The sequence below is a fragment of the Bacillus cereus group sp. MG4 genome (assembly GCF_040460055.1).
GTDB classification, from domain to species: Bacteria; Bacillota; Bacilli; order Bacillales; family Bacillaceae_G; genus Bacillus_A; species Bacillus_A wiedmannii.
Window position 1 is genome coordinate 4,629,323 of record NZ_JARVGZ010000001.1, and the last position, 26,314, is coordinate 4,655,636.

Genomic DNA, 26,314 nt, shown 5'->3' on the forward strand with positions numbered 1-26,314 from the left:
TTAAAAGGAATTTGTAATAAATTGTAGAATATAAGGAGCTGAAAGGGTGTGATTCCGATGTTTATCGCCAAAAGAGAAAATGGAGAAAAAATTCATCTACTCTATCATCATGATGAAGAGCTTTTACATCGTATGCGTAAAATGGAAAGCTTCTTTTGCATAGCTTGCGGGAAGGAAGTGCAAATGAAATTAGGGAAACAAAAAAGTTGGCATTTTGCTCATAAGAAAATGGACGCGTGTCTTGCCTTTTATGAAGCAGAATCTATGTATCATATGCACGGTAAAGAATTGTTATATAGGTGGTTCAAACGTCAAAACTTTCCTGTGTATATAGAGCACTATCTTCCAAAAATTCAGCAACGACCAGATATTTTCATAGAGAGAGCAGGGAGAACAATTGCGATTGAATACCAATGCGCCAATCTTTCTATAGAGCAGCTGTACAAACGAACCTATTCGTATTGGCGAGCTGGTATACAGGTCATTTGGATCATTGGTGGAAATCAATTGAAAAGGCAATCAGCATATTGGATGAAATTCTCCTCACTTATGGCTTTCTCCTTACAATCTTATCCTCAGCCATTTCTTATTTTCTTCTGTTCGAAACAAAAATCATTTATGAAATGCGCGTTTCTCACTTCATTTTCTACAAGCGTCTCTTTCTCACATATTATCTATTTACCAACTGAAACGACTACTTTTGAAATGCTCTTTTCTCCCGTCTCTTTCCGAAAAGAAACATTAGGTGAGGAATGGAAAAAGCGAAAGAGCTATTTTCGGCAAAATGCTCTGCCGATTTGGAATTACAATCATAAGTCACTATTACGCCTCTTATATCAATGTAAATGTACCCCAGCAAATTTTCCTTCTGAAATCGGTGTGCCACTCCCGTCCTCATTTGTTTTTCAAACAAATCCATTTATATGGCAAGCTTTTCTATATATAAAGTGTATAGGTGAGCTTGCGGTAGGGGATTGTATTTCCCTTCAATATGTATGTAGTTATGTGAAAACGTATACGAAAAGGCGCATGCTCCCGTACTTTTCACGGCATATATGGAAAGTAGCAGTTGCTGAATATATGACATTTTTATGTTATACAGGTGTATTGCAGAAAGTAGGGACTTATAAGTACCGGAAAAAAAGAGAGGTGGTTATGTTAAAAACAGAGGAGGAAGTTATGAAATATGATGAAATTTGCTTAGCGTATGCCTTATCTTTATTTGAGGCAAAGTACAACATGAGAGAAGGAAAAGGGGATATAATAAAGACTGATCGTGAAGGAATTACATAAGAAAAATCGAATTGTATGTAAGTAGAGATATTTAAAGGAGGGCTTAAAGGATGTCTGAACAAAACACAACAAAAACATTACCAAATCGCAGTGAGATTGAAGAATCAAACACATGGCGATTAGAAGATATTTTCCAAACAGATGCAGAATGGGAAAAAGAATTCCAAGCTATTAAAGGGCTATTACCGAAGTTAACTGAATTTAAAGGGAAACTTGGTGACTCTGCGGACAATTTGCTTGAGGCATTGCAATATGAAGACGAAATTTCAATGCGATTAGGTAAGCTATATACATATGCACATATGCGTTACGATCAAGATACAACAAACTCTGTGTATCAAGCGTTAAATGACCGCGCAACAAATTTATATTCACAAGTATCTAGTAGCACAGCATATATTGTGCCTGAAATTTTATCGATTGCAGAAGATACACTGCAAACATTCTTGACAGAAAATAGAGACTTAAGTGTATATGAACATGCATTAGAAGAAATTACGCGTCAACGCCCGCACGTATTATCTGAAGCGGAAGAGGCTCTATTAGCAGAAGCATCTGAAGTAATGAGTGCGTCAAGTAATACATTTGGTATGTTGAATAATGCGGATTTGAAATTCCCATCTATTAAAGGTGAGGATGGAGAAGAAGTGGAAATTACACATGGTCGTTACATTCAGTTTTTAGAAAGTGATGATCGTCGTGTGCGCGAAGATGCATTCAAAGCTGTATATGAAACGTACGGGAAATATAAGAACACATTTGCAAGCACGTTAAGCGGAGCTGTGAAACGTAATAATTTCAATGCGCGTGTTCGTAAATACGATTCTGCACGTCAAGCGGCATTAAGTAATAACAATATTCCTGAAGCGGTGTATGATCAACTTGTTGAATCTGTAAATGATAATTTACACTTGCTACATCGTTACATTGATATTCGTAAGCGTGCACTAGGACTTGATGAGCTTCATATGTATGATTTATATACACCACTTGTACCAGAAGTGAAAATGAACGTGAAGTATGAAGAAGCACAAGACATGTTATTAAAGTCTTTAAACGTACTTGGTGATGAGTATGTTGACATTTTAAAAGAAGCATATGAAAATCGCTGGGTAGATGTGTATGAGAATAAAGGAAAGCGAAGCGGAGCATATTCATCTGGTGCATATGGAACAAATCCGTATATTTTAATGAACTGGCATGATAATGTAAATAATTTATTTACACTTGCTCATGAGTTCGGTCATTCCGTGCATAGCTACTATACAAGAAAGACGCAGCCGCACGTATACGGTGATTATTCAATCTTCGTTGCGGAAGTAGCATCAACTTGTAATGAAGCACTTCTAAACGATTATTTATTAAAAACGACAGAAGATAAGAAAGAGCGTCTATACTTATTAAATCATTATTTAGAAGGATTCCGTGGTACTGTATTCCGTCAAACGATGTTCGCAGAGTTTGAGCATATTATTCATAAGAAAGTACAAGAAGGACATGCGGTTACGCCAGACATGTTAACGGAGATCTACTATGATTTAAATAAGAAATATTTCGGTGATGCTTTAGTAATCGATGAAGAAATTGGTTTAGAGTGGTCTCGTATTCCGCACTTCTACTACAACTATTACGTATACCAATACGCAACAGGATTTAGTGCAGCAACGGCTTTGTCTAAACAAATTTTAGAAGAGGGGCAACCAGCAGTAGAACGTTACATTAATGAGTTCTTAAAAGCAGGGAGCTCAGATTATCCAATTGAAGTGCTGAAAAAAGCTGGAGTAGATATGGCATCTCCAGAACCGGTAAAAGAAGCGCTACAAGTATTTGAAGAGAAATTAAATGAATTAGAAGCATTATTATTTGAAGAGAAGTAATTGAAAAGACGAGGAATTTACCTCGTCTTTTTTGTTTTAAATATTTTTGTCGATATTTGTCGAAAAATAAGGTGGATTTCTTTCTTTTTTCTAAATTAGAAGGCAGTTTTACAGGTGATTTTTGTAGTTAAAAACCTTTAAATCGTTTTTTATGGTTGAAATAAGAGAGAGCGATGACAATGACTCCAAATAAAAGAGGGAAGGCAATAATTTTAGGAAAAGCTTGTAGTAGAGAGAGGATGTACAAGAAAAAAGAAACGATGACAGCTAGTAAGATAAGTGAAATATACGTTTTTTTCATACGGAACACCTCCAAAATAGCTTTTTTATAGCTTATTCAGAAATGAAAACGTTTAGAATGTGACAAAAGTGTGAAATTCGACAAAAGGGGTTGTCATCTGACGTCGAATCTTGTAATATAATAAGCGTGAACGAATTCACATACAAACATATACCCCTTTGTTTGAACGTGAAAATTTCTCCCATCCCCTTTAATATTTTTATAAGCCGTAAAGAAAAAGACCTGGTGTTTTACACCAGGTCTTTTTCTTTTGCTATCCATTTCCAATAACGTTCACATTTTACGTCAATCATTTGTACTTTTCGTTTCAGTTGTAATTTTTTCAGTTCACGCTCGATCTCTTGCTGCGAGCAGTCATATATAAATGCTACTTCTTTTGAAGATATAAATTGCGTTGCTTCTAGTAACACTTCTAAAGGTGGTAATGGTTCTGGCTCGATTTCACATTTTACAAGTTCTTTCAATAATTGTACGTATACGTCGTAGGAATAAGTTCCAGCGATTTTAATACCTTCTTCATCTGAATTCGCATGAAAGAATACGAGAGAAGGTATTTCTGTAATATGCATCTCATTTGTAAATTTCAAGTCACATTGGAAAGCCTTTTTTGCGCTAGCGGAATGTAGGTCTTTTTTAAATTCTTCTACATCGATATCGCTATCTCTTGCACATGCAAGTAATAATTCACAGTCAGGGTTTGATACATTTTCAAGGAAAATGTATTCTTGGAGTTTTCGCAAAAACTTCGAACCTGCTTTTCGGCCCTGTAACTCCGCTGCCTTAATTGCCATCGAAACTAAATATGGTGTTGACGATGCTTCTTGCATATGTACCTTTCCATCACATGAAAAACCTTGTAAACTTGTTGTCTTTTCCCACACAAATCGAATATTAGCAGGTTTATTCCATTTGTGTGAGGAAGCGTTCGTTCCGTCCACTTTTCCTGTTACGATATGACGAATAGAGAAGTATTTCCCGTATTCAAGCCATAGTTTAATAATAAAGGGCTCAATTTCCCAGCAATCTTTACAAAGTGGATCAATAAATAAATATGCTTCTACAGACTTATGCTCACATGCGGAAGGAGATGGCATATTTATATGCGTTGCTTCCTGCTTATCCATTACACTTCACCTGTTTCGTTTGGAGTATTAACCATATGCTGAGCAGTTAACGCTAAACGTTCAAAAACGAACTCTCTTATATGACCGTGCACTCCTGTGTCATCCATTGCTTGCTCCATACATGATAGCCAAGCCTCTGCTCGTTTTGGAGTAATCTCAAACGGAAGATGGCGTGCTCTTAACATAGGATGACCATGTTCTTCAGTGTACAAATTAGGACCACCTAAATATTGCGTTAAAAATTGTTTCTGCTTCCTAGCGGTTTCTGTTAAATCATCCGGGAAGATGGGAGATAGGTCAGGGTGTTTACTGACATAGGAATAAAACGTGTCTACTAATATTGCAATGCATTGTTCACCGCCAATTGCTTCAAATGGTGTCATCGGTTGCTTGCTCATCCTTTATAAACTCCTTTTTCCATGAAATGTATATCTATTGTAGCAATGGAATGTTCTAGAGGGCAAATAAACAGCCTTCATAACGCTCTTTGCTTATTTTTCAAATGTAAAAGAATCTTTTCCTTTTAAAAAGTGAGATATATCCACTAGTAGAACGTATTCACTAGTGGAATTTTCACTTTAGCGTGCTTTGTTTTGTTTGGCAAGGAAAAAGCGTTTTACTTTATTATTTGTATGACGGATTGGTATGTCGTGCTGTTTTAATAAATGAATAAATGCAGCTTTTCCTGTTTCTTCATCTTGCACTTCAAATTCAATTTCATAATCATCGTGATTGTAATAGAAACTATGATCAAAGACAAGCGTTCCGCCTTCAAATAGTGTTTCGGCTCTTTCAGTTGTTAAACTACCCATATAAGTTAAAGTGGAAACAGGAATTTGTAATTTGTGTAGTTGATCCATTACAGCCCCTGGAATGATTACGTTTGTTTTCATCATCATTCTTGCTTCGTCTTCTGTTACGATTTGATGCGTTTCTAACAAGCCGACTTCTGCAGGTTGTTTCAATGTTAATGTATAAGTTTCTCCTTTATGACGAATACGAAGTGCAGAGCCAGCTTCTTTTAACGAGAAGCCCGGTGTTTCAAAGTAGTGATTCACCTGTTTCGTAAATACCTCAATAGAGAATGATTTACATAATGTATCGAATTCTTCTTCTGTAACAATATTTTTAAATTCAATTTCAATTTCTTGTGTCATTGTATGCGCGCTCCTTTTAAAAAATAATTCTTTACACATTATCGCTTTTTCATAAATTTGGTTCAATGTTTTATTTGTTTGCGTCCATGTTATGATACAATAATACTGTTAAGTAAGACAGGAAGTTGAGATGGAGGAGTTAGAGCATGCAAAATAAAATTCAAGTTAAGAGCGTAGAAAAGAGAGAGAATGCGCTTATTTTTTGTGCGGAAAATAATGAAATAGAGGTAAAGGAGTTAAGTGCGCGTAATCACGTACTTGTAGACTCAGACAATTTATCATTTTTATATATTTTAGAAAACGAATCATCTTTCATTTATGTAAGTATTCCGCACACGTGCTGGGAAGCAATGCATGAAGCGATGAATAACGATATAGCAATGTTCGTTCGTGTGAACGACGTTGAAATGGAATTAGAAAATTTAAAAGAAGAAGTAGAATATTTAGTTGAAAATATTGAAGGTAATGCAAATTACGGAGAAGAACTAGTAACTGCTGTAGAAAAAGTATTTCTATAAGCAAATGGATTGATTTTGGTGGTGGTTGAAATGAATCGAAATTGGGAAGAATTTTTAGCACCTTACCATCAAGCGGTGGCAGAGCTGAAAGTGAAACTAAAAGGAATGCGTACTCAATTTGCAATGTTAACAGAGCATTCTCCAATTGAGTTTGTAACAGGAAGGGTAAAGTCGGTTGCTAGTATTATTGATAAAGCGGAGAAGAGAAATGTACCGTTAGACCGGCTGAGAGAAGATATGCAAGACATCGCGGGCCTTCGAATGATGTGTCAATTTGTTGATGAGATTAAGCCTGTTGTAGAATATCTTCGAAAACGAAATGACTTTGAAATCGTGGAAGAACGTGATTATGTCACGCAAAAGAAAGATAGCGGCTATCGCTCTTATCACGTTGTCATTAGTTACCCCGTTCAAACGATTCAGGGAGAAAAAAAAGTATTGGTAGAAATCCAAATACGCACGTTAGCAATGAATTTTTGGGCAACAATTGAGCATTCTTTAAATTATAAATATAGTGGACGTTTTCCTGAAGATATTAAAATACGCTTGCAACGCGCAGCGGAAGCGGCGTTTTTATTAGATGAAGAAATGTCTTCTATTCGTCTTGAGATTCAAGAAGCGCAGAAAGCTTTTTCAAGAAAACAAGAAACGAAAGATTCCGAATCATAAACTAAAGGGTGTTGGGCGATGAAATTTACAATTATGTCAAAGGGAGATCAATCATCAGATACACTGGCAAGCACGATGAAAGAATACTTGCTAGATTTTGGATTTATAATGGATGAAAAGGAACCCGATATTGTAATTTCTGTTGGGGGAGATGGAACGCTTTTATATGCATTTCATCGTTATTATAATCGATTGGATGAAACAGCATTTGTTGGTGTACATACAGGGCATTTAGGTTTCTATGCAGATTGGTTACCGACAGAAGTAGAGAAATTAGTAATTGCAATTGCTAAAACACCATTCCAAGTGGTGGAATATCCGCTTTTAGAAGTGATTATTCGCTATGTGAATGGGAGTAAAGAGTCACAGTATTTGGCGATGAATGAAGCAACTGTTAAAAGTGCGGAAGGTACATTAGTAACAGAAGTGGAAATACGCGGAGAGTACTTTGAAACGTTCCGCGGGGATGGCCTTTGTATTTCTACTCCTTCGGGAAGTACTGCGTATAATAAGGCGCTTGGCGGAGCGATTATTCACCCTTCTATTGAAGCGATTCAAATTGCAGAAATGGCATCTATTAATAACCGTGTGTTTCGTACTGTAGGCTCGCCACTCGTATTGCCGAAGCATCATACATGTGTGTTGAAGCCGGCTGCAGGAATGAACTTACAAATTACGGTGGACCATTTAACGATGGTTCATCAAGATGTGAAATCAATCCAGTATCGCGTTGCAAACGAGAAAGTACGATTTGTTCGTTTCCGTCCGTTCCCGTTCTGGAAACGAGTTCGTGACTCGTTTGTTGCAGATAAATAGAAAGGGTTTATATATTTGAACAGATTTACATTGAAATGGGATATAGAATCGGCTGAAGAGGGAACTTTAGTTAGAGAATTTTTAAAAACAAAAGGGATTTCTAAAGCCGCCTTAACGGATATAAAATTTCGCGGCGGAGCTATTGAAGTAAATAATCAACATGCCAGTGTTCGTCATCAGTTGCAAGCTGGTGAAGAATTACGTGTCTTTTTTCCAGTGGAAGAAAGAAGTGAAGGGATGATTGCAGAAGATATCCCTTTATGTATTGTATATGAAGATGATGCGGTTCTTGTCATAAACAAAGAGGCGAACATGTCAACGATTCCGTCTAGAGAACATCCGGCAGGGAGTGTTGCGAATGCGCTCTTATCTCATTATGATAAGCAGCATCTTGCAAGTACGGTGCACATCGTAACAAGATTAGATCGTGATACTTCAGGGCTTATGCTTATTGCAAAAAATCGTTTCGTGCATCATCTTTTATCGAAACAGCATCAACAAAAAGCTGTGAAAAGAACATATGAAGCAATTGTTCACGGTGAGATGATAGAACGAGAAGGAACGATTGATGCACCGATTGGACGAAAATCGGATAGCATTATTGAGCGAACCGTTTGTGAAAATGGGCAAAGAGCAGTTACTCATTTTAGAGTGATGGATAGCGCCAATCATAAGACGCATGTATCACTTGAGCTTGAGACCGGAAGAACGCATCAAATTCGTGTACATATGGCTCATATAGGCCATCCGTTACTTGGTGATGATTTATATGGAGGAAGAAGAGATGTGATAAAACGTCAAGCACTTCATAGTACATCTTTGACGTTTTATCATCCTATTTTAGAGAAGGAAATGTCTTTCACTACAACGATTCCAAGCGATATGGAAGAGGTATTAAGGCATACTTAAAAAGGGAACAAAATTCTTATGTAACGAAGAATTTTGTTCCCTTTTTCTTAGCGGAATAATATTAAAATTTGATTTTCACCCGTGCGCTTTATAACGAAAAAGCCACTTTCGGATTTTGTAGCAATGCCATCGTTATTTGGACGACAATATCCATGCGTTTCGCAAGTGCCGTCATCGCGTACTAACATTTGTCCAATTAATCCGACAGGAAGCCACTCGGTACGATCTTTTCTTGCTATATATTTGCAAGTTGGATCCCATTCTGTATTTAAAAGAGGTTGTATGTCTTGCGATTCCGTACGTACATATTGGCGTTTTCCAAAGTTATCTGTTTTATAGCGTTTTTGCCAACTTAAAGCACCGCTATTTCCTATAAGGGCGGGGGTTGCACTAGATATTCCTAAAATGAATGAATCGTTTGAAGTAGCGATCCGAATTTTTTCTTCGCTACTAAATGTAACGAAATAACCTACATCAATAAAATGATTGTCTGTTGTTTCAAACATTTGTGCAAAATCAGTTCCACTTGCATTGTAAGAAGCGCCATCAATATACATTTCCCCATTATGAGCAAGCCACTTTGCACCGATATTATGATCGGTTTCATTTGTGCCGTTTGCAATAAACCAAGAATAAGATTCTTCTGCTGTGCCGAAGCGCCCCATAATATGGCTACCTGCAAAATGAGCTGTTGATGTATGATTACCTTCCGCATGAGAAGAGAATCCGTTAGCGATAGTCGCGGTTCCTTCTGCATGTGCTGCTTCGCCTAAAGCGATTGTATGTTTACCTTCCGCATGAGAATAAGAGCCACCTGCTGTCGTTTCACTTCCTTCACTATGGGAACTATGTCCAGTTGCTTTCGTTTTTGATCCTTCCGCATGAGAGAAAGAAGCTTTTGCGTGTGTAAGAAGTCCTTCTGCATGTGAAGCTGTACCCTCTGCATTAGAGTGAAGCCCCTCTGCATGTGCATATCGTCCCCCTTTTTTTACTTTTGTATTTTCAGGTGTAGGAGTTTGAATTATAATCGTTTTTTCTGTTTGTATATCATTGGATGGTGCTAATGCTTCTCTTATTTTTTTCACTTGATTTATAATATCAGCTGGAATTTCTGATTCTGCTTTTTTATTTATTGCTACAGGGATGTCTTCTTCTGTATTTTTCTCTGTTTGCTCAGAAGGCACAACCTGTTCAGTGTGAGTAGAGAGAGGTTTATTTTTTTGCTGCATCTTTGTTTTTCTATTATCGATTATGCGGCTCATTACAGCATTTTCTAAAGAGACATATTTTGGTTTAGCTTTGTTTTTGGGGGAAGCCCCTTGTCCGTCCGGTTCTTCTAAAGCTGCAGCTCGAATGCTGCACCAGTTGTTAATTCCGTACATGGGTAGATAAAAAGGCGGGCATTTTCTTTTTTGTTTAGAAGATTTTTTCTTCATTCTGTCACCTCCTGCGACAGTATATGCCGTGTAATTAAAAAAAGATGCACTTTATTGCATCTTTTTTTAATTACTTTACCTAGTTTTTATAGGAGAGCCGCCTAAATGATACGGTAATCCTCGTAATTTGTGAATGATATCTAAATAAGGGCCGTTATGAAATTGGGCGAAATTTCTCAGGGACAAAAGACAGGGAAGAAGGGACGGAAACGGTCTCCATCTCAGGATAACGTAGTCCGGTTAGTTTGCCACCAAATACAGCGCCAGTGTCAATATTGACTGTATGATTTACGAAGCGAGGTTCTTTAACGGGTGTATGTCCATATACAATCCAAGCTTTTCCTTTATATTCTTGTGCCCAGTCGCGACGGACAGGAGAGCCGTCAGCATGTTTTTCTCCTGTAATATCGCCATATAATACAAAGGTCTGTACTTTTTTATCTTGTCTTCCTATGTAATCTTGCCGAATTCCAGCGTGACATACAATTAACCTTTTCTCATCGAGTACGTGATATAAAGGGGATTGCTCATAAAGTGTGATGAATTTTTCTTTTATAATGTTTTGTTTATGAGAAGGCAGTGCTTCATATTCGGCAACAGTTGTTTCGAGTCCATGAGCGATTGTCACATTACGCCCAAGGAAAAAACGGTATAGTTTATTACAGTGATTTCCCGGAGCGTAATAAGCTACTTTTTTATTTATGACAAGTTCCCATACAATTTCAATCATACGTAATGAATGAGGGCCGCGATCTGTAATATCACCAACAAAAGCAAGCTTACGTTGGTCAGGGTGAAACGGCAGGTCACTATTCCAGTTGTATCCGAGTTTCGTCGTTAAATCTTGAAACTCTTGAAAGCATCCATGAATATCCCCTATAATGTCAAATTTCATATTTAAACCTCCACCATATTTTTCATTAGTATATCTAAAAAAGGATAGAGATAAAAATATACTGTTTTTGCTCGTCATTTAAACATAAAGATTTTCGTTCTTGAGCGAACGTTTAAAACGAATCCAATCGCTATCATGTATGTGAGTAAAGAACTTCCTCCGTAGCTCATAAGGGGTAATGTAATTCCTGTAATAGGTAGTAATCCGATGGTCATCCCGATATTTTGAAATACTTGAAAGGTAAACATTCCGATTGTACCAGCACAGATGTAACTGCCGAAAGGGTCATTACTTTCTAAAGCGATATGAATCATGCGGAAAATAAGTAGGAAAAAAAGTGAAATAATGACACTTGCACCTAAAAAGCCGAATTGCTCAGCGACATTGGTGAAAATAAAATCTGTATGTGGTTCTGGAAAGTATACTTGTCCATTTTCCCAACCTTTTCCTTGCATTTCCCCTGATCCAGTAGCTAAGAAAGCTTGTCTTAATTGATAGCCTTGCGCATCATATTTGTATGGCGCTAACCAGCCGTAGAAGCGATTTAGTTGATATTCTTGTAAAATGTGTGCTTTAAAGAATTTTGTATGAGTAAAAAAAATATACGTTAATGTAACGCCAGCTACAAAAATACCAGAAACTAATCCGAAAATAAAACGCCAACGTATACCAGAAACTAGTATCATTGCTGCGAGCATAGCGGAAATTACCATTGTGTTTCCTAAATCAGGTTCCTTTGCAATAAGTAGTAGGGGTGGCAAACTTGTTGCACATATTTTTCCGAGTAATAAAAAATCGCCGTGTATTGTTCGGAAAAAATGTTTCTCATTGTGATTTGCTATAATTCGTCCGGTGACGATAATTAAAAACAATTTCATAATTTCAGAAGGCTGGAAATTTCCGATGCCTGGAAGCCTGTACCAAGCGGTCGCACCTTTTATTGTAACGGCACCTGGTACTTGAAGTTCTAGTCCAATTAGTAGTACCAATGCAAAGCTATATAAATACCAAGCAATTTTTTGATAACGATCGAAATCGATAATCATAATAAAACCGATGGCTATAAATCCAATGAAGTACCATTGGATTTGCTTTAATACAAAATTTACATTTTGCAAAAATGGTGGTAAAGAGGCTTGTGCACTTGCAATTGCAAAGCAACTAACAGTCCCAATGGCAAATAAGATGAATAGTAATACGTAGTCTATTTGATATTGAGAATTTGGATCTTTCAATGTATGTATTCCTTTCTATCGCCTAGTAAGTATATGGATCATGTCATGAAAAAAATAATATACAAGCAGACTATTCATACATTTATTCCACTATTTGTAGGAAGTCATACATCACGAGGAAGGAATAGCTCCTCCCTTGTGATGGACTATATTGCACGGAGCTCTTTTGTAATGATATTTAAACAATAAGAAAGTCGTGCATGTGTATTTTTATCTGGAATGAGGTTTGGAAATAGATCGTAAAATTTGGTCGCATTTTTATACCATCCGTAAGCTCTTATCAAACCTTTTTTATAATATTTGGCGTCTTGTAAGAAACCATACTTTTTCGAGGTTAAAACGAGCTGAGAAAAATCTTCACAGCCCTCAAGGAATTTGTGACGTACTTGCTGTCCAGTATGAAGACGGAATGAACTTAAGGGCTCAGCTATATACATCGCATCACCTTTTGAAAGTAAACTGATCCAAGAGGCCATATCAACACTACAACCATATTTTCTGCCATTTAAAGTGCCGAAAGGTTCCGTTAATAGGCTTTTTCTAAAGAGTACGATTGTAGGCTCACCGATAATATTTTGTCCTGCCATAAGCATACGGTTTCCAAAATCTTTCCCATTTAGTAGAGTATCTTCATCATATAATTTTTTCATGGAGGGATGTTGTTCAATTATATCTCCATTATCATCAATCCAAGTGCGATAGGATGTGATAAGTGCGAGATTTTTATTGAGGTCTTGTTGGAAATAAAACATCATTTTTTCGATTTTATTATTATAAAATGTATCATCGTCCATTAAGAAATTTATGTACTCTCCATTTGACTGTTCTAAGAGCATAAGGGCGTTATGAAATTGTCCTAGAGTAGAGGCATTTCGAATGTACGTTATATGTTTATGCTTATGTAAATAATGTCTGTATATTAATTTTTCTGTTTCATTATTTGTACTATCGTCCCCTACAATAATTTCAATATTTGAATACGTTTGCGCTAATGCACTTTCTAAAGCAATTTTAAAATAATATGGTCGATTATAGGTGGGAATAAGGATGGAAACGAGAGGTGGATTTTTTATATTATTCATATACAACTACCTTTCAGAATTTTTTTGTGTAAGAATAATATCTTGATAACTGGTGTGTTCAGTTCTGCCACACCATGAACCATAATGGGGAGGAGTCTGTACTTCTAGCCCATATTTATTTAATAGAGTGCGAATATCTTCCTCAGGATAGGCAACTGCGAAATTCGGGATATCTTTATTTAGAACATAACAATTGTCAATTTGATGATAAAAACCTAACGTACTTAGTCCTGCATTTAAGTAATAGGAAGATTCAGGATTAATTAAAAAGAAAGTAATAAAACATCTCCCATCTTTTTTCAGAACTCGTGCAATCTCGCATACGTAATGTTCTAATTCTTTCGGAAGGAGATGGGTAAATACAGACGTTAAAAAAATAAAATCGAATGATTCATCTTCATATGGAAACTTGTATTGGGAAGCATCTTCTTTTCCATCGGGATTGTAGAATTGGTTATATATATCGACATGTTCAAAATGGAAATTGTTACGGCGTGTTGAAATGTTATTTTTGCACCATGTAATTCCCTTATTAAATAAGTCAAATCCATAATAAGTACCATCATCGCTTAAATAGTTCATTAATGGAACCGCCATTCGGCCGATACCACAGCCTACATCTAACACTGTTTCATTTGATTTTAAATTGCCAATTTCAATAAAATACTGCATAAACTCTTTTCCAACTTCTTCAAAGTCACCACCTACATATTGAACGAGTTCTGGGGGGGGAATTAATGTGATTTTTTTCTCATTTTCGTTCATACATTCACTCCGTCCTTGTAGTAAAGTAAGAGATTTTTATTGCATATATAAGTTAATCATTTATAGTGAGGGGAACGTTACACGATTGGTTCTTATGAATCAGTAGTGTGATAGAACCCCTCAAAAGAATAAAATTGTATTCTATTCTTTTCGCCAATAAATACCGAAATCATCAATTTGAGTCATAGGAGCTTTTATGTTTCTTTCACTTCTGAAATCTGTTACAGCCTCTGCGCATGTTATCAATCCATAATCATCAATAATAATAAAGCCGCCTGTTGAAACTTTATCATATAAATTTACAAGACTATCCATCGTTGATTCATACATATCACCGTCAAGGCGAGCAATTGCAATTTTTTCTACCGGTGCTGAAGGCAATGTATCTTTAAACCAACCCTTTAAAAATTTCACCTGATCATTTAATAAATCATATTTTCTAAAGTTTTCTTGCACTGTTTCTAAAGAAACTCGTAAGTAATCGAATGTGTGCAAATAATCACCGTAATCTTTCGGATATTGTTCTAAGTTAGGTGCGGGCAGACCTTCAAACGAATCGGCCACCCATACAGTACGATCCTTAATATTGTTTGCTTGTAAAAACCCATTCATAAAAATGCATGATCCTCCGCGCCATACACCAGTTTCAATAAAATCGCCTTCTATATTTTCCCTGACTACAGTTTCCATCGCCTCTTGTAATTGATTCATACGTTTTCGACCAACCATACTGTGTGCAGCTCTTGGCCAATCCTTGCCACCTTGACGCTCATTGTTTGAAACGTTAGGATTAACGATTTTTAAATTGTGATTTTCTATATACTGCTTAAGAAATAAAGGAAGTGGAACCGTAACTGGTTCATATGATAGTTCTTTAGATATATGTAACGAAGCAGGTAAGTATGGTTCGTATTCTAACCATATTTCAAATAAAATTGTTTTCTTTAATAACTCAAGATAAAGCTGGACAGCCGATTTATTTTCCATATAAGTGTCTCCTGAAGAATGTCATACAACATTATGACTATGTAGAAAAGAAGGATTTAATGATTGAATTTACCAATGAAAAAGCAGTAAAACTGATATCAGTTTTACTGCCAAGTAAAAAATTAAGCGATTTTTTCAATAATAATGGATGCACTCGTACCAAGAGCTAATGATAATCCAAGTCCTGTAACAATTACTTCAACTAATGATGGAGTTGTCGTAATTTGCGTAATTGCTTGAACAACGATAGGTGCTCCAACTGAGATTAAAGTCATTCCAGTACCAGGTACAGGTACCCCGTTTACTTGGATTGTAAGTCCTCCTAATAGACTTACGGATGCAGTATATACGATAACAGTGATTTTATAGAATCCAGTTTCACTAATTACGAAAGTATCGGCATCTAATTGAGAAATTGCTGTGCCAAACTGAGATCCAACAGTATTAAATGGTACTGGGTCATTAATTCCAAGATCTAAAGAAATCCCAGCGGAGTTAAATGCATACAATCCTGCTGGAAGTCCTAGCCCTGATGGTCCAGTTGGCCCAGTAGGTCCGGTAGCACCAGTTGGCCCAGTAGGTCCAGTAGCGCCAGTGTCACCAGTTGGCCCAGTAGGTCCAGTAGCGCCAGTGTCACCAGTTGGCCCAGTAGGTCCAGTAGCGCCAGTGTCACCAGTTGGCCCAGTAGGTCCAGTAGCGCCAGTGTCACCAGTCGGCCCAGTAGGTCCAGTAGCGCCAGTGTCACCAGTCGGCCCGGTCGGTCCAGTAGTACCAGTGTCACCAGTAGGTCCAGTAGGTCCAGTAGGTCCAGTAGGTCCAGTCGGCCCAGTAGGTCCAGTAGGCCCAGTAGGTCCAGTTGGCCCAGTTGGCCCAGTCGGTACAGTCGGCCCAGTCGGCCCAGTAGGTCCAGTAGGCCCAGTAGGTCCGGTAGGAAGGGTAAACGGTGGTATTGGTGGTAATGTTGGTCCTACAAGATTAGGGTCAAATGCACTAGCTGATAAAGATTCATCGGGATTTAATCCATCTGAATAATTATTATTTGACATAAATTCACCTCCATAAAGCGTTCATTATATAGTAGATGCAAAACCGGAAGAAAATGACACGGACATTTGAATTATTGAAAAGAAATCTTAAACTGCTTGTGCAAGTTAAAAAAGTGGAAAGTTTATTGTATGTATAACATATGATTGATTTGGAAGAGGGTGATTATGTTGAACAAGCAAGGAATTACAATTAGTTTATGTATGATTGTTCGAGATGAGGAAGATACAATTGGTCGATGTTTAGACGCAGTAGAAAAAATCGTTGATGAAATTATTATAGTTGATACAGGTTCCATTGATCGAACGAAAGAAATTGTAGCTCAATATACCTCTAACATATATGACTTTCCATGGATTAATGATTTTGCGGCAGCAAGAAATTTTTCTTTTTCAAAAGCAACGCAAGAGTATATATTGTGGCTAGATGCAGATGACGTATTGTTAGAAGATGCTCAAGAAGCATTGAAACTCTTAAAAAGAGAATTAGATCCTAAAATTGATGCTGTTTCGATGCCTTATCATCTTGCAATGGATTCTAACGGGAAACCTTTATATTGTACAAAAAGAAATCGACTTGTAAAGCGTGAAAAACAATTTCAATGGTTTGGAAAGGTTCATGAGTATTTAGCTATTTCTGGTGAAACTTTTAGTAGTAATGTTGCTATTACACATAAAAAAGAAAAAAAGGTAACAAATCGTAATTTGAAAATTTTTCAAAATGCTGTAGCAGCTGGAGAAGAATTGAGTCCGAGAGATTTATTTTATTATGCGAATGAATCTATGGATAACCAAAAATATGATGATGCAGTTATTCTATATGAAACATTCCTTATTCAAGACGAAGGATGGTATGAAGAGAAAATTTATGCATGTGGCAAGTTAGGAGATTGCTATGCAAAGCTTGGAATGTGGGAAAAGGCAGTTGAATCTTGCGTGAAGTCGTTTCGGTATGATGTCCCTAGAGGAGAGAATTGTACAAGAATAGGATATATATATATGGAACAACAAAAATATAATGAAGCAATTTTTTGGTTTAAACTTGCAACAGAAGTACCAATGGCAACAGAGAGTCCTTTTCACAGTCCAGCGAGCTACACATGGCTTCCCTATTTACAAATGTGTATTTGTTATAGCAAGTTAGGAGAGCAAGACAAAGCTTATTATTACAACGAATTAGCAGCTGCTTATGTTCCAAATAATGCTGCAATTGAATATAACCGCAAATATTTTCGGGGTGTTTTTGATAAACAATATAAATCGTTATAGGTTGTTTTTTTTAGAAATGGCTTATCACGATTCTAACTCTAATAGATTGGCTATATAGTAAAGTATCGGTGTAATGGTTACATTTATAGACTTCATATGAAGTTTATATTTCAAATTCAATTTGCATAAGGAGTGTGTGAAATGAATCCCCAAAAAAATTCTTTATATGAAGAAAAGTCCGGGCATTATTATAATGCAGTGAATCCGAATTTATTAAAGCATATAAAAAAGGAATGGAAAGAAGTTCTTGATATTGGTTGCTCGAGTGGTGCATTGGGAGCGGCTATTAAAGAAAATGGAACACGTGTATCAGGAATCGAGGCATTCCCAGAGGCAGCAGAAAAAGCAAAAGAAAAACTAGATCATGTTGTTTTAGGTGATATAGAAACAATGGATATGCCATATGAGAAGGAGCAATTTGATTGCGTCATATTTGGGGATGTATTAGAGCATTTATTTGATCCGTGGGCTGTAATAGAAAAAGTAAAGCCGTATATAAAAGAAAATGGTGTGATTTTAGCAAGTATACCAAACGTTGCTCACATTTCAGTATTAGCGCCTTTACTTGCTGGAAATTGGACGTATACAGAATATGGTTTATTAGATAAAACACATATTCGTTTCTTTACATTTAATGAAATGCTCCGAATGTTTTTAAAAGCAGGATATTCGATTAGTAAAGTAGATCGTGTATATATTGATCATAAAATGTATGAACCGTTAATTGAGGAGTTATATGGAATTTGTAAGAAATATCGTCTTGGAAGTGGCTTCATGGCTGAGACGGTCGTATTTCAGTATATTATTGAAGCAGAAAAATCGCAGTTATGAGTGCTGCTGAAAAAACAATATTATTTGTTACGTGTATAAATGATCGGAAAATGTATGCACAGTGCGTGCGGCATATATTGAGATTGGGAGTGCCTCCAGGATATATTGTACAATTTATGCCAATTCGGAATGCAAAAAGTATGACGAGCGGATATAATCAAGCGCTTTCGCATCCAGCGAAATATAAAGTATATATACACCAAGATGTTTTCATTATGAATGTGGCATTTTTATATGGATTACTTCAATTATTTAACGAACATGAACATCTTGGAATGATTGGAATGATTGGAGCCCAATATGTTCCTCCAAACGGGATATGGAATGAAGGCAGAGGAGTTGTTGGGAAAGTAATTGGTTATATGAACGATTTATTTTATATGGCAACTCAAGAACAGCCGTACCATGAGTCAAAAACATTTATGCCTGTGGAATGTATCGACGGTTTATTGATGGCAACGCAATACGATATTCCGTGGCGAGAAGACTTGTTTGATGGGTTTGACTATTATGATGTATCTCAGTCATTTGAATTTAGAAAAGCTGGCTATACAGTTGGGGTTCCTGTACAGCGTGATGCGTGGTGCATTCACTATCATATTGATGTGAATATGACCAACTATGACAAGTATAGAAAGATATTTGTGGAGAACTATATGTCAGATGTAAATCAAGACGAATAGAGGGGCTACAAAATGAAGGATCGTACAATATTAGTTGTTGTTTGTGTAAATAATGAAGAGCTATTTGAACAATGCGAGAGACAAATAAGAAACCTTTTTGTTCCCCCTGATTATGTCGTACAAATCTTTCCGATACGAGATGCAAAAAGTATGGCAAGTGCATATAACCGAGCACTTTCATATCCCGCGAAGTATAAGGTTTATATACATCAAGATACTTATCTTATTAATCGAGAGATGTTTTATACACTTATTTCCCTTTTTAAAGATAATGAAAAGCTTGGCTTAATTGGAGTAGCTGGAGCCCAATTTTTACCGAGTAACGGGATATGGTGGGAAGGGAAAAATTTGGTAGGGAAAGTGATTGAGTATAGAAGACGGAATTATCAATTATTAAATTTAGATCAGGGGTTTTATGGAAGCCAATCTTTTATGTCGGTGCAGGCAATTGATGGCCTATTCATGGCAACGCAGTATGATATTCCGTGGCGAGAAGATTTGTTTCAAGGGTTCCACTTTTATGATGTATCACAGTCTTTAGAGTTTCAAAGGGCTGGTTATTTAATTGGTATCCCAAATCAATCAAATTTATGGTGTATTCATTATAACGGAGATGAATTTGATGCGGATACATATGAGAAAGATCGAAAAGTGTTTGTAGAACAGTATAAAGATATACTATCTCCATTATAAGGGAGAGATGCAGAGTGAAAGGGATTATTTTAGCAGGCGGTACTGGATCGAGGCTATATCCAATAACGAAAGTAACGAATAAACATTTGCTTCCTGTTGGACGTTATCCAATGATTTATCATGCGGTATATAAGCTAAAACAATGCGAAATTACAGATATTATGATTATTACAGGTAAAGAGCATATGGGAGATGTTGTTAGTTTTTTAGGAAGCGGTCAAGAGTTTGGGGTGTCCTTTACGTATCGTGTGCAAGATAAGGCTGGCGGAATTGCACAAGCATTAGGGCTTTGTGAAGATTTCGTTGGGAAAGATCGTATGGTAGTTATATTAGGGGATAATATCTTTTCAGATGACATTCGTCCGTACGTGGAAGAGTTTGCAACTCAAAAAGAAGGTGCGAAAGTACTGCTGCAATCTGTAGATGATCCGGAGAGATTTGGCGTGGCGCATATTCAAAACCGAAAAATAATTGAAATTGAAGAAAAGCCGAAAGAGCCGAAAAGTTCCTATGCAGTTACAGGAATTTATTTGTATGACCCGAAAGTCTTTTCTTATATAAAAGAATTAAAACCTTCCGCAAGGGGAGAACTTGAAATTACAGATATCAATAATTGGTATTTAAAGCGAGGGGTACTTACTTATAATGAAATGAGTGGTTGGTGGACTGATGCGGGAACTCATGTTTCTCTTCAAAGGGCGAATACGTTAGCGCGGGATATAAACTTTGGTAAACAGTTTAACGGAGAATAGGTGAGAATATGAAAGTTGTAGAAACAAACTTTACCGACGCAAAATTGTTGGAACCGAGGTTATTTGGAGATGAGCGTGGCTTTTTTACTGAAAGTTATAATAAGAAGGTGCTAGAAACATTAGGGGTTACGTATTCATTTGTACAGGATAATATTTCTTATTCAGCAGAAGCGGGAACGATTCGGGGATTACACTTTCAAAAAAATCCGAAAGCACAAACGAAACTTATTCAAGTTATGCAAGGGGCAATCTATGATGTTATCGTTGATTTACGAAAAGATTCACCAACGTTTAAACAGTGGAGAGGATATATTTTAAGCGCGGATAATCATCGGCAATTATTAGTGCCAAAAGGATTTGCACATGGTTTTTGTACACTTGTGCCGCATACTATTGTTATGTATAAAGTAGATGAGTATTATAGTGCCGATCATGACTCAGGGGTAATTTGGGACGATAAAGAATTAGCAATTCCATGGCCGGTAACAAATCCTATTTTGTCTGACAAAGATCGAATATTACCGTTACTTCAGGAATGTGAAGATAGCTTTTGAGTAGGAGAGTTGTTTATGAATATATTAGTAACAGGTGGGGCTGGATTTATTGGAAGTAACTTTGTTCATTACATGTTACAAAGCTATGAAACATATAAAATTATTAATTTTGATGCATTAACATATAGTGGAAACTTAAATAATGTAAAGTCTCTTCAAGGGCATACTAATTACTCTTTTGTAAAAGGGGAAATTCAAAATGGAGAGCTGCTGGAATATGTTATTAAGGAACGTGACGTGCAAGTAATTGTAAATTTCGCAGCTGAATCACATGTGGACCGTAGTATTGAAAATCCGATCCCTTTTTATGATACAAATGTAATTGGGACAGTCACCTTATTAGAATTAGTAAAAAAATATCCGCATATTAAACTCGTGCAAATATCAACAGATGAGGTGTATGGCTCTTTAGGGAAAACGGGGCGATTTACCGAGGAAACTCCATTAGCTCCAAATAGTCCATACTCTTCAAGCAAGGCGAGCGCCGACATGATAGCTTTATCTTATTATAAAACATATCAATTACCAGTTATAGTAACGCGTTGCTCGAATAACTATGGGCCGTATCAATATCCTGAAAAGTTAATTCCGTTAATGGTTACGAATGCGCTGGAAGGAAAAAAACTACCGTTATATGGCGATGGATTAAATGTAAGAGATTGGTTACATGTAACGGATCATTGTAGTGCGATTGACGTTGTTCTGCATAAGGGACGTATAGGAGAAGTATATAATATAGGTGGAAATAATGAAAAAACCAATGTAGATGTTGTGGAACAAATTATCTCTCTCTTAGGAAAAACGAAAGAAGATATTGCGTATGTTACAGATCGTTTAGGTCATGATCGTCGTTATGCGATTGATGCACAAAAGATGAAGAATGAGCTCGGGTGGGAACCGCAGTATACGTTTGAACAGGGGCTAAAAGAAACGGTGGAATGGTATGAACATCATATAGAATGGTGGAAACCACTAAAAGAAAAATAAGGGGCATATAAATGAAAGAACGGATTATCATAACGGGAGCGAATGGTCAATTGGGAAAGCAACTACAAGAAGAGTTAAATCCTGAAGAATATGACATATATCCATTTGATAAAAAGTTACTAGATATAACAAATATATCCCGAATGCAGCAAGTGGTACAAGAAATAAGGCCACACATAATTATTCATTGTGCAGCGTATACGAAGGTTGATCATGCCGAGAAAGAACAAGATCTTGCTTATGTAATAAATGCAATAGGAGCTCGAAATGTAGCGGTTGCTTCACAATTAGTAGGGGCGAAATTAGTTTATATTAGTACCGATTATGTATTTCAAGGTGACAGACCAGATGGCTATCATGAGTTTCATAATCCATCACCGATAAATGTATACGGGGCTTCTAAGTATGCGGGAGAGCAGTTTGTCAAAGAGTTACATAATAAATATTTTATCGTTCGAACATCGTGGTTATATGGTAAGTATGGAAACAATTTTGTGAAAACGATGATGCGGTTAGGAAAAGAAAGAGCAGAATTATCTGTTGTAGCGGATCAAATTGGTTCTCCTACTTATGTGGCGGATTTAAATGTGATGATTAATAAGCTCATTCACACTTCTTTATACGGTACGTATCATGTATCAAATAGAGGTTCATGTTCTTGGTTTGAATTTGCAAAAAAAATATTCTCGGATGCAAATATGAAAGTGAATGTATTACCTGTTTCAACCGAAGAATTTGGATCGGCGGCAGCGAGACCGAAATATTCTGTTTTCCAACATAACATGCTACGATTAAATGGTTTTTCACAAATGCCTTCTTGGGAAGAAGGATTAGAGCGGTTTTTTATAGAAACAAAAAGTCATTAACAAAATTTAAGTTAATGACTTTTTTGTTTGCCTTTAAGAGGTTTTATGGTACTATAATTATAGTATCAGGTACTAATAACAAGTATAAGCAATTCTGGGAGGATATATCATGGAACTATTACAAGGGAAAACATTTGTTGTTATGGGCGTTGCGAACCAAAGAAGTATTGCGTGGGGAATTGCTCGCTCTTTGCATAATGCAGGTGCAAAACTAATCTTCACATATGCAGGAGAACGTTTAGAAAGAAACGTTCGTGAATTAGCGGAAACATTAGAAGGACAAGAATCACTTGTATTACCTTGTGATGTAACAAATGATGAAGAACTTACAGCTTGCTTTGAAACAATCAAGCAAGAGATTGGTACAATTCACGGTGTTGCACACTGTATTGCTTTTGCAAATCGTGATGATTTAAAAGGTGAATTTGTAGATACTTCTCGCGATGGATTTTTACTTGCACAAAATATTAGTGCATTCTCTTTAACAGCTGTAGCAAGAGAAGCGAAGAAAGTAATGACAGAAGGCGGAAATATTTTAACGTTAACATACCTTGGCGGCGAGCGCGTTGTGAAAAACTATAACGTTATGGGTGTTGCGAAAGCTTCATTAGAAGCGAGCGTAAAATATTTAGCTAACGATTTAGGCCAACACGGCATTCGCGTTAACGCTATTTCTGCAGGACCAATTCGTACGTTATCTGCAAAAGGCGTAGGCGACTTTAACTCAATTTTAAGAGAAATTGAGGAGCGCGCACCACTTCGTCGTACAACAACTCCAGAAGAAGTTGGGGATACAGCAGTATTCTTATTCAGTGATTTAGCACGCGGCGTAACAGGAGAAAACATTCACGTTGATTCAGGGTATCATATTCTAGGATAAATATAATATTAATTTTTAAAGGACAATCTCTAAATGTTGAGATTGTCCTTTTTATTTGTTCTTAGAAAGAACGATTTTTAACGAAAGTTCTTACCACGTTATGAATATAACTATAATAGTACACGATTTATTCAGCTACGTATGGAAGTGGGAGGGACGAGTGTGAAGAATAAAAATAAAAGTTCAACAGTTGGAAAACCGTTGTTATATATTGCGCAAGTAAATTTGGAACTTGCTGCACCGAAAATAAAAAGGATTATCTTAACAAACTTTGAAAATGAGGATCGAAAAGAGAGCAGTAATAGAAACGAAAATGCTGTAAGTAGTGCTGTGGAAGAAGTAATAGAACAACAAGAAGAGCAACAAGAAGAACAAGTAGAAGAAAAAATAGAAGAAGAGGAACAAGTACAAGAACAGCAAGAGCCAGTGAGAACTGTTCCGTATAATAAATCATTTAAGGATATGAATAATGATGAGAAAATTCATTTCTTATTAAACCGTCCTCATTACATTCCGAAAGTAAGGTGCAGAATAAAAACGGCTACAGTTTCTTATATTGGATCAATCATATCGTATCGTAATGGCATTGTATCCATTATGCCGCAAAATAGTATGAGAGATATTAGGTTGTCTATAGATGATATCCAATCGATTAGTATGGCCGGCTTTTAAATATGTAAAGGTGGTAGAAAATCTTCTACCACCCCAATAGTTTTTTAGTTTACTTCACTTATTAGATAGAAACGTCGCGTAAGCACTGAATCGCACAGAAGCAGCTTAAATCAACAGTAAGACAAGTGTTAGTCGATACTAATCTTGCATTTGGTACAGCTAAAAACGTACAAATTGGATCATTATCAGGTGGTACAGGAGAGGTATCACCTAATACTACAGTTAATACACGTAGTACAGCACAACTATCATCATCTACACTTTCCACACGGAAAATTGGAGATCGGCAGCTAGAAAGGCTTGCAGTTGGTGCAAATGCTTCAAAAGGTTCTCCAGTTTTTGTGTATAAAATAAAAGGGCGTGTATTAGCTACTGAAGCACTATTGTGTGCTCCTAAAAATGGGATTTCACAACCAGATCCACACGTTGTTGTAGAACAATCTTGTAATTCATTGATGAATTTTACAACGTCAACTACACAATGAGAAGAGCCATGGTGTTTATTTTCGTTACAACTCATTAATGTCACTCCTTATCTTCTTGTTTGTATTTACATTAATAAGATATTGGAGTTGAGGAGATTTGGTCACAATCTCAAGACCTTTTTTTTTAAATAGGCGAAAGAGGATAAGGGAAGGTGGAATTATGCTGTTTACAAGCTGGCTTTTATTTTTTATTTTCGCGTTAGCTGCTTTTAGGCTCACACGTTTAATTGTTTATGATAAAATTACAGCTTTTTTGCGAAGACCGTTTATTGACGAATTAGAGGTTACAGAGCCGGATGGAAGTGTATCAACTTTTACAAAAGTAAAAGGTAAAGGATTAAGAAAGTGGATTGGTGAATTATTAAGCTGTTATTGGTGTACAGGTGTATGGGTTAGTGCTTTTTTATTAGTTTTATATAATTGTATCCCTATCGTTGCAGAGCCGTTACTTGCATTATTAGCTATTGCAGGAGCAGCAGCAATCATTGAAACGATTACCGGATACTTTATGGGAGAATAATATATTTTCATAATACGAGAAAAAGCGGAGTTTAAAAGAATGAGGGAACGGAAATAAAAAGTTGTTCATATAGTAAATAGACAGAATTGACAGTAGAGGAGATGTTTGCTGTGAGCAATAATCCAAGGCAAAATTCATATGACCTGCAGCAATGGTATCATATACAGCAACAACACCAATTGCAACAACAGGCATATCAAGAACAATTGCAACAACAAGGATTTGTGAAGAAAAAAGGATGTAATTGTGGGAAAAAGAAGAACATAATAAAACAATATGAAGAATGAAACACTCATGTTACTATGAGTGTTTTTTATTACAAAAATAAAAAGCGGTATTTCAAAGGAGAAATACCGCTTTTTACTAGCTAATTTGTGCAACTGTTAATGCTGCAGCACGGATGTCTACAGTTCCAATTAACTCGACTGGTACAATTCGAATTAAGTCACCAGGGTTTAAGTTAATAAGAATAACACCGCTGGATACGTCTACTTCACCAGTACCAATAACGTTAGAACGAACCGCTGTACCTGATCCAGGAATAATGTTAGCTGGTGTACCTAATGATAAGAAGAAACGACCAGCTTCTGGTGCAACAGGTGCGTTATCAAGACTAATTGTTAATGTATAACTGATTTGATAAATACCAGCTCGTAGAATTCGAATACCATCTCCGACACTTACTGTATCATTTATTACAGGAACAGTAATATTTGGGTTTGGACTTACGCTAGGTAATAGTAGTGGTGTGAATAGTGAAGCGAACTGAGGTGCAGAAGCGTTGAAAGCAAAACCGAATGCAGGTAGTGTACTAGCTGGTTTCGCCTCACAATCGATTTTCGTAAATTCGCAATCAGAAGAGAACATGTTTTTCACTCCTTTATCTGTTTCTACTTTCAGTTAATGAAAAGGACAGGTTCTATGTTCTAGACAAGTTCCCAATTTTATAAAAAATACATAATAATACCTTTTAAGCATGGATTGGGTGGCAGATAATTCTGCCACCCAATCCATG

Annotated in this window: 31 protein-coding genes; 18 read left to right on the forward strand and 13 right to left on the reverse strand. The window is 36.5% G+C overall.

The features are described from left to right. The first annotated feature begins 48 nt into the window (after positions 1–48). Positions 49–1,293: a competence protein CoiA gene (locus tag QCI41_RS24315; RefSeq protein ID WP_353836454.1), complete on the forward strand. Its 1,245-nt coding sequence runs from the start codon at positions 49–51 to the stop codon at positions 1,291–1,293. 50 nt (positions 1,294–1,343) lie between these two features. Continuing rightward, entirely contained in the window at positions 1,344–3,170 is a 1,827-nt protein-coding gene (gene pepF, locus QCI41_RS24320) for an oligoendopeptidase F (RefSeq protein WP_000003403.1), read from the forward strand. A 127-nt stretch (positions 3,171–3,297) separates the two neighbouring features. On the opposite strand, the gene QCI41_RS24325 is transcribed toward pepF, so the two are convergent. From QCI41_RS24325 to QCI41_RS24340, 4 genes are all read right to left on the reverse strand, one after another. Further along, positions 3,298–3,471: a hypothetical protein gene (locus QCI41_RS24325; protein WP_098152024.1), complete on the reverse strand. Its 174-nt coding sequence runs from the start codon at positions 3,469–3,471 to the stop codon at positions 3,298–3,300. A gap of 230 nt (positions 3,472–3,701) precedes the next feature. Beyond that, positions 3,702–4,595: a ClpXP adapter SpxH family protein gene (locus QCI41_RS24330; RefSeq protein ID WP_000360672.1), complete on the reverse strand. Its 894-nt coding sequence runs from the start codon at positions 4,593–4,595 to the stop codon at positions 3,702–3,704. Beyond that, complete coding sequence (locus QCI41_RS24335) at positions 4,595–4,993, reverse strand: globin domain-containing protein (RefSeq protein ID WP_000043382.1); 399 nt, start codon at positions 4,991–4,993, stop codon at positions 4,595–4,597. Before QCI41_RS24335 ends, QCI41_RS24330 begins: the two co-directional genes overlap by 1 nt. 180 nt (positions 4,994–5,173) lie before the next feature. Then, positions 5,174–5,752 carry a CYTH domain-containing protein gene (locus tag QCI41_RS24340; protein WP_000191103.1) on the reverse strand — a complete coding sequence of 193 codons (579 nt, stop codon included), beginning with the start codon at positions 5,750–5,752 and terminating at the stop codon, positions 5,174–5,176. A gap of 146 nt (positions 5,753–5,898) precedes the next feature. Here QCI41_RS24340 and QCI41_RS24345 point away from each other — a divergent pair, with 146 nt between their 5' ends. The 4 genes from QCI41_RS24345 to QCI41_RS24360 are packed head-to-tail and all read left to right on the forward strand — an operon-like array spanning position 5,899 to position 8,664. After that, positions 5,899–6,270: a UPF0738 family protein gene (locus QCI41_RS24345; RefSeq protein ID WP_060489335.1), complete on the forward strand. Its 372-nt coding sequence runs from the start codon at positions 5,899–5,901 to the stop codon at positions 6,268–6,270. A 30-nt stretch (positions 6,271–6,300) separates the two neighbouring features. Beyond that, complete coding sequence (gene yjbM / locus QCI41_RS24350; RefSeq protein WP_001081480.1) at positions 6,301–6,939, forward strand: GTP diphosphokinase; 639 nt, start codon at positions 6,301–6,303, stop codon at positions 6,937–6,939. 18 nt (positions 6,940–6,957) lie between these two features. Continuing rightward, positions 6,958–7,755, forward strand: coding sequence for an NAD kinase (locus tag QCI41_RS24355; protein ID WP_000673190.1), 798 nt, complete (start codon positions 6,958–6,960; stop codon positions 7,753–7,755). A gap of 15 nt (positions 7,756–7,770) precedes the next feature. After that, positions 7,771–8,664, forward strand: coding sequence for an RluA family pseudouridine synthase (locus QCI41_RS24360; RefSeq protein WP_353836453.1), 894 nt, complete (start codon positions 7,771–7,773; stop codon positions 8,662–8,664). A 47-nt stretch (positions 8,665–8,711) separates the two neighbouring features. Here the strand turns inward: QCI41_RS24360 and QCI41_RS24365 are convergent, their stop codons facing one another. The 7 genes from QCI41_RS24365 to QCI41_RS24395 form a co-directional block, all read right to left on the reverse strand. Beyond that, positions 8,712–10,100, reverse strand: coding sequence for a peptidase G2 autoproteolytic cleavage domain-containing protein (locus tag QCI41_RS24365; RefSeq protein ID WP_353836452.1), 1,389 nt, complete (start codon positions 10,098–10,100; stop codon positions 8,712–8,714). Positions 10,101–10,254: 154 nt separating this feature from the next. Beyond that, positions 10,255–10,995, reverse strand: coding sequence for a bis(5'-nucleosyl)-tetraphosphatase PrpE (gene prpE, locus QCI41_RS24370; protein WP_088062473.1), 741 nt, complete (start codon positions 10,993–10,995; stop codon positions 10,255–10,257). A 74-nt stretch (positions 10,996–11,069) separates the two neighbouring features. After that, a complete protein-coding gene (locus tag QCI41_RS24375) occupies positions 11,070–12,230 on the reverse strand; it encodes an FtsW/RodA/SpoVE family cell cycle protein (protein ID WP_087984739.1) in 1,161 nt (386 codons plus the stop codon). Positions 12,231–12,376: 146 nt separating this feature from the next. After that, positions 12,377–13,312 carry a glycosyltransferase family 2 protein gene (locus tag QCI41_RS24380; protein ID WP_353836451.1) on the reverse strand — a complete coding sequence of 312 codons (936 nt, stop codon included), beginning with the start codon at positions 13,310–13,312 and terminating at the stop codon, positions 12,377–12,379. 6 nt (positions 13,313–13,318) lie between these two features. Then, positions 13,319–14,077 carry a class I SAM-dependent methyltransferase gene (locus tag QCI41_RS24385; protein WP_353836450.1) on the reverse strand — a complete coding sequence of 253 codons (759 nt, stop codon included), beginning with the start codon at positions 14,075–14,077 and terminating at the stop codon, positions 13,319–13,321. A 141-nt stretch (positions 14,078–14,218) separates the two neighbouring features. Continuing rightward, positions 14,219–15,064 (reverse strand): TylF/MycF family methyltransferase, encoded by an 846-nt coding sequence (locus tag QCI41_RS24390; RefSeq protein WP_140968871.1) that lies wholly within the window; start codon positions 15,062–15,064, stop codon positions 14,219–14,221. Between the two features lie 122 nt (positions 15,065–15,186). Then, positions 15,187–16,110, reverse strand: a complete 924-nt coding sequence (locus tag QCI41_RS24395) for a BclA C-terminal domain-containing protein (protein WP_353836449.1) — start codon at positions 16,108–16,110, stop codon at positions 15,187–15,189. A 165-nt stretch (positions 16,111–16,275) separates the two neighbouring features. On the opposite strand from QCI41_RS24395, the gene QCI41_RS24400 reads away from it, so the two are divergent. The 10 genes from QCI41_RS24400 (at position 16,276) to QCI41_RS24445 (ending at position 24,294) form a co-directional block, all read left to right on the forward strand. Next, positions 16,276–17,376 (forward strand): glycosyltransferase, encoded by a 1,101-nt coding sequence (locus tag QCI41_RS24400; RefSeq protein ID WP_353836448.1) that lies wholly within the window; start codon positions 16,276–16,278, stop codon positions 17,374–17,376. A gap of 141 nt (positions 17,377–17,517) precedes the next feature. After that, entirely contained in the window at positions 17,518–18,207 is a 690-nt protein-coding gene (locus tag QCI41_RS24405) for a class I SAM-dependent methyltransferase (protein ID WP_353836447.1), read from the forward strand. Further along, positions 18,204–18,890 (forward strand): glycosyltransferase family protein, encoded by a 687-nt coding sequence (locus tag QCI41_RS24410; protein ID WP_001271201.1) that lies wholly within the window; start codon positions 18,204–18,206, stop codon positions 18,888–18,890. Before QCI41_RS24405 ends, QCI41_RS24410 begins: the two co-directional genes overlap by 4 nt. Before the next feature lie 12 nt (positions 18,891–18,902). Further along, on the forward strand, positions 18,903–19,583 hold the full coding sequence (locus tag QCI41_RS24415; RefSeq protein WP_353836446.1) for a glycosyltransferase family protein: 681 nt from the start codon (positions 18,903–18,905) through the stop codon (positions 19,581–19,583). A 14-nt stretch (positions 19,584–19,597) separates the two neighbouring features. Then, entirely contained in the window at positions 19,598–20,335 is a 738-nt protein-coding gene (locus QCI41_RS24420; protein WP_060489356.1) for a sugar phosphate nucleotidyltransferase, read from the forward strand. Between the two features lie 8 nt (positions 20,336–20,343). Next, a complete protein-coding gene (rfbC, locus tag QCI41_RS24425; protein WP_088082774.1) occupies positions 20,344–20,889 on the forward strand; it encodes a dTDP-4-dehydrorhamnose 3,5-epimerase in 546 nt (181 codons plus the stop codon). A gap of 15 nt (positions 20,890–20,904) precedes the next feature. Continuing rightward, positions 20,905–21,876 carry a dTDP-glucose 4,6-dehydratase gene (gene rfbB / locus QCI41_RS24430; protein WP_353836445.1) on the forward strand — a complete coding sequence of 324 codons (972 nt, stop codon included), beginning with the start codon at positions 20,905–20,907 and terminating at the stop codon, positions 21,874–21,876. 11 nt (positions 21,877–21,887) lie between these two features. Further along, the gene (gene rfbD / locus QCI41_RS24435) at positions 21,888–22,742 is read left to right on the forward strand and encodes a dTDP-4-dehydrorhamnose reductase (protein WP_000664403.1); all 855 of its coding nucleotides are present in this window, start codon (positions 21,888–21,890) and stop codon (positions 22,740–22,742) included. A gap of 109 nt (positions 22,743–22,851) precedes the next feature. Continuing rightward, complete coding sequence (gene fabI / locus QCI41_RS24440) at positions 22,852–23,622, forward strand: enoyl-ACP reductase FabI (RefSeq protein ID WP_327973770.1); 771 nt, start codon at positions 22,852–22,854, stop codon at positions 23,620–23,622. A 141-nt stretch (positions 23,623–23,763) separates the two neighbouring features. Next, positions 23,764–24,294, forward strand: a complete 531-nt coding sequence (locus tag QCI41_RS24445; RefSeq protein WP_353836444.1) for a spore coat CotO family protein — start codon at positions 23,764–23,766, stop codon at positions 24,292–24,294. A 61-nt stretch (positions 24,295–24,355) separates the two neighbouring features. Here the strand turns inward: QCI41_RS24445 and exsY are convergent, their stop codons facing one another. Next, positions 24,356–24,814, reverse strand: coding sequence for an exosporium assembly protein ExsY (gene exsY / locus QCI41_RS24450; RefSeq protein WP_001277728.1), 459 nt, complete (start codon positions 24,812–24,814; stop codon positions 24,356–24,358). Between the two features lie 125 nt (positions 24,815–24,939). On the opposite strand from exsY, the gene QCI41_RS24455 reads away from it, so the two are divergent. Then, entirely contained in the window at positions 24,940–25,299 is a 360-nt protein-coding gene (locus QCI41_RS24455) for a DUF1360 domain-containing protein (protein ID WP_353836443.1), read from the forward strand. 101 nt (positions 25,300–25,400) lie between these two features. Further along, positions 25,401–25,586 (forward strand): hypothetical protein, encoded by a 186-nt coding sequence (locus tag QCI41_RS24460; RefSeq protein WP_033656535.1) that lies wholly within the window; start codon positions 25,401–25,403, stop codon positions 25,584–25,586. Positions 25,587–25,662: 76 nt separating this feature from the next. Here QCI41_RS24460 and exsF read toward each other — a convergent pair whose 3' ends face one another. Continuing rightward, on the reverse strand, positions 25,663–26,166 hold the full coding sequence (exsF, locus tag QCI41_RS24465) for an exosporium protein ExsF (RefSeq protein WP_242298750.1): 504 nt from the start codon (positions 26,164–26,166) through the stop codon (positions 25,663–25,665). Positions 26,167–26,314: the final 148 nt, after the last annotated feature.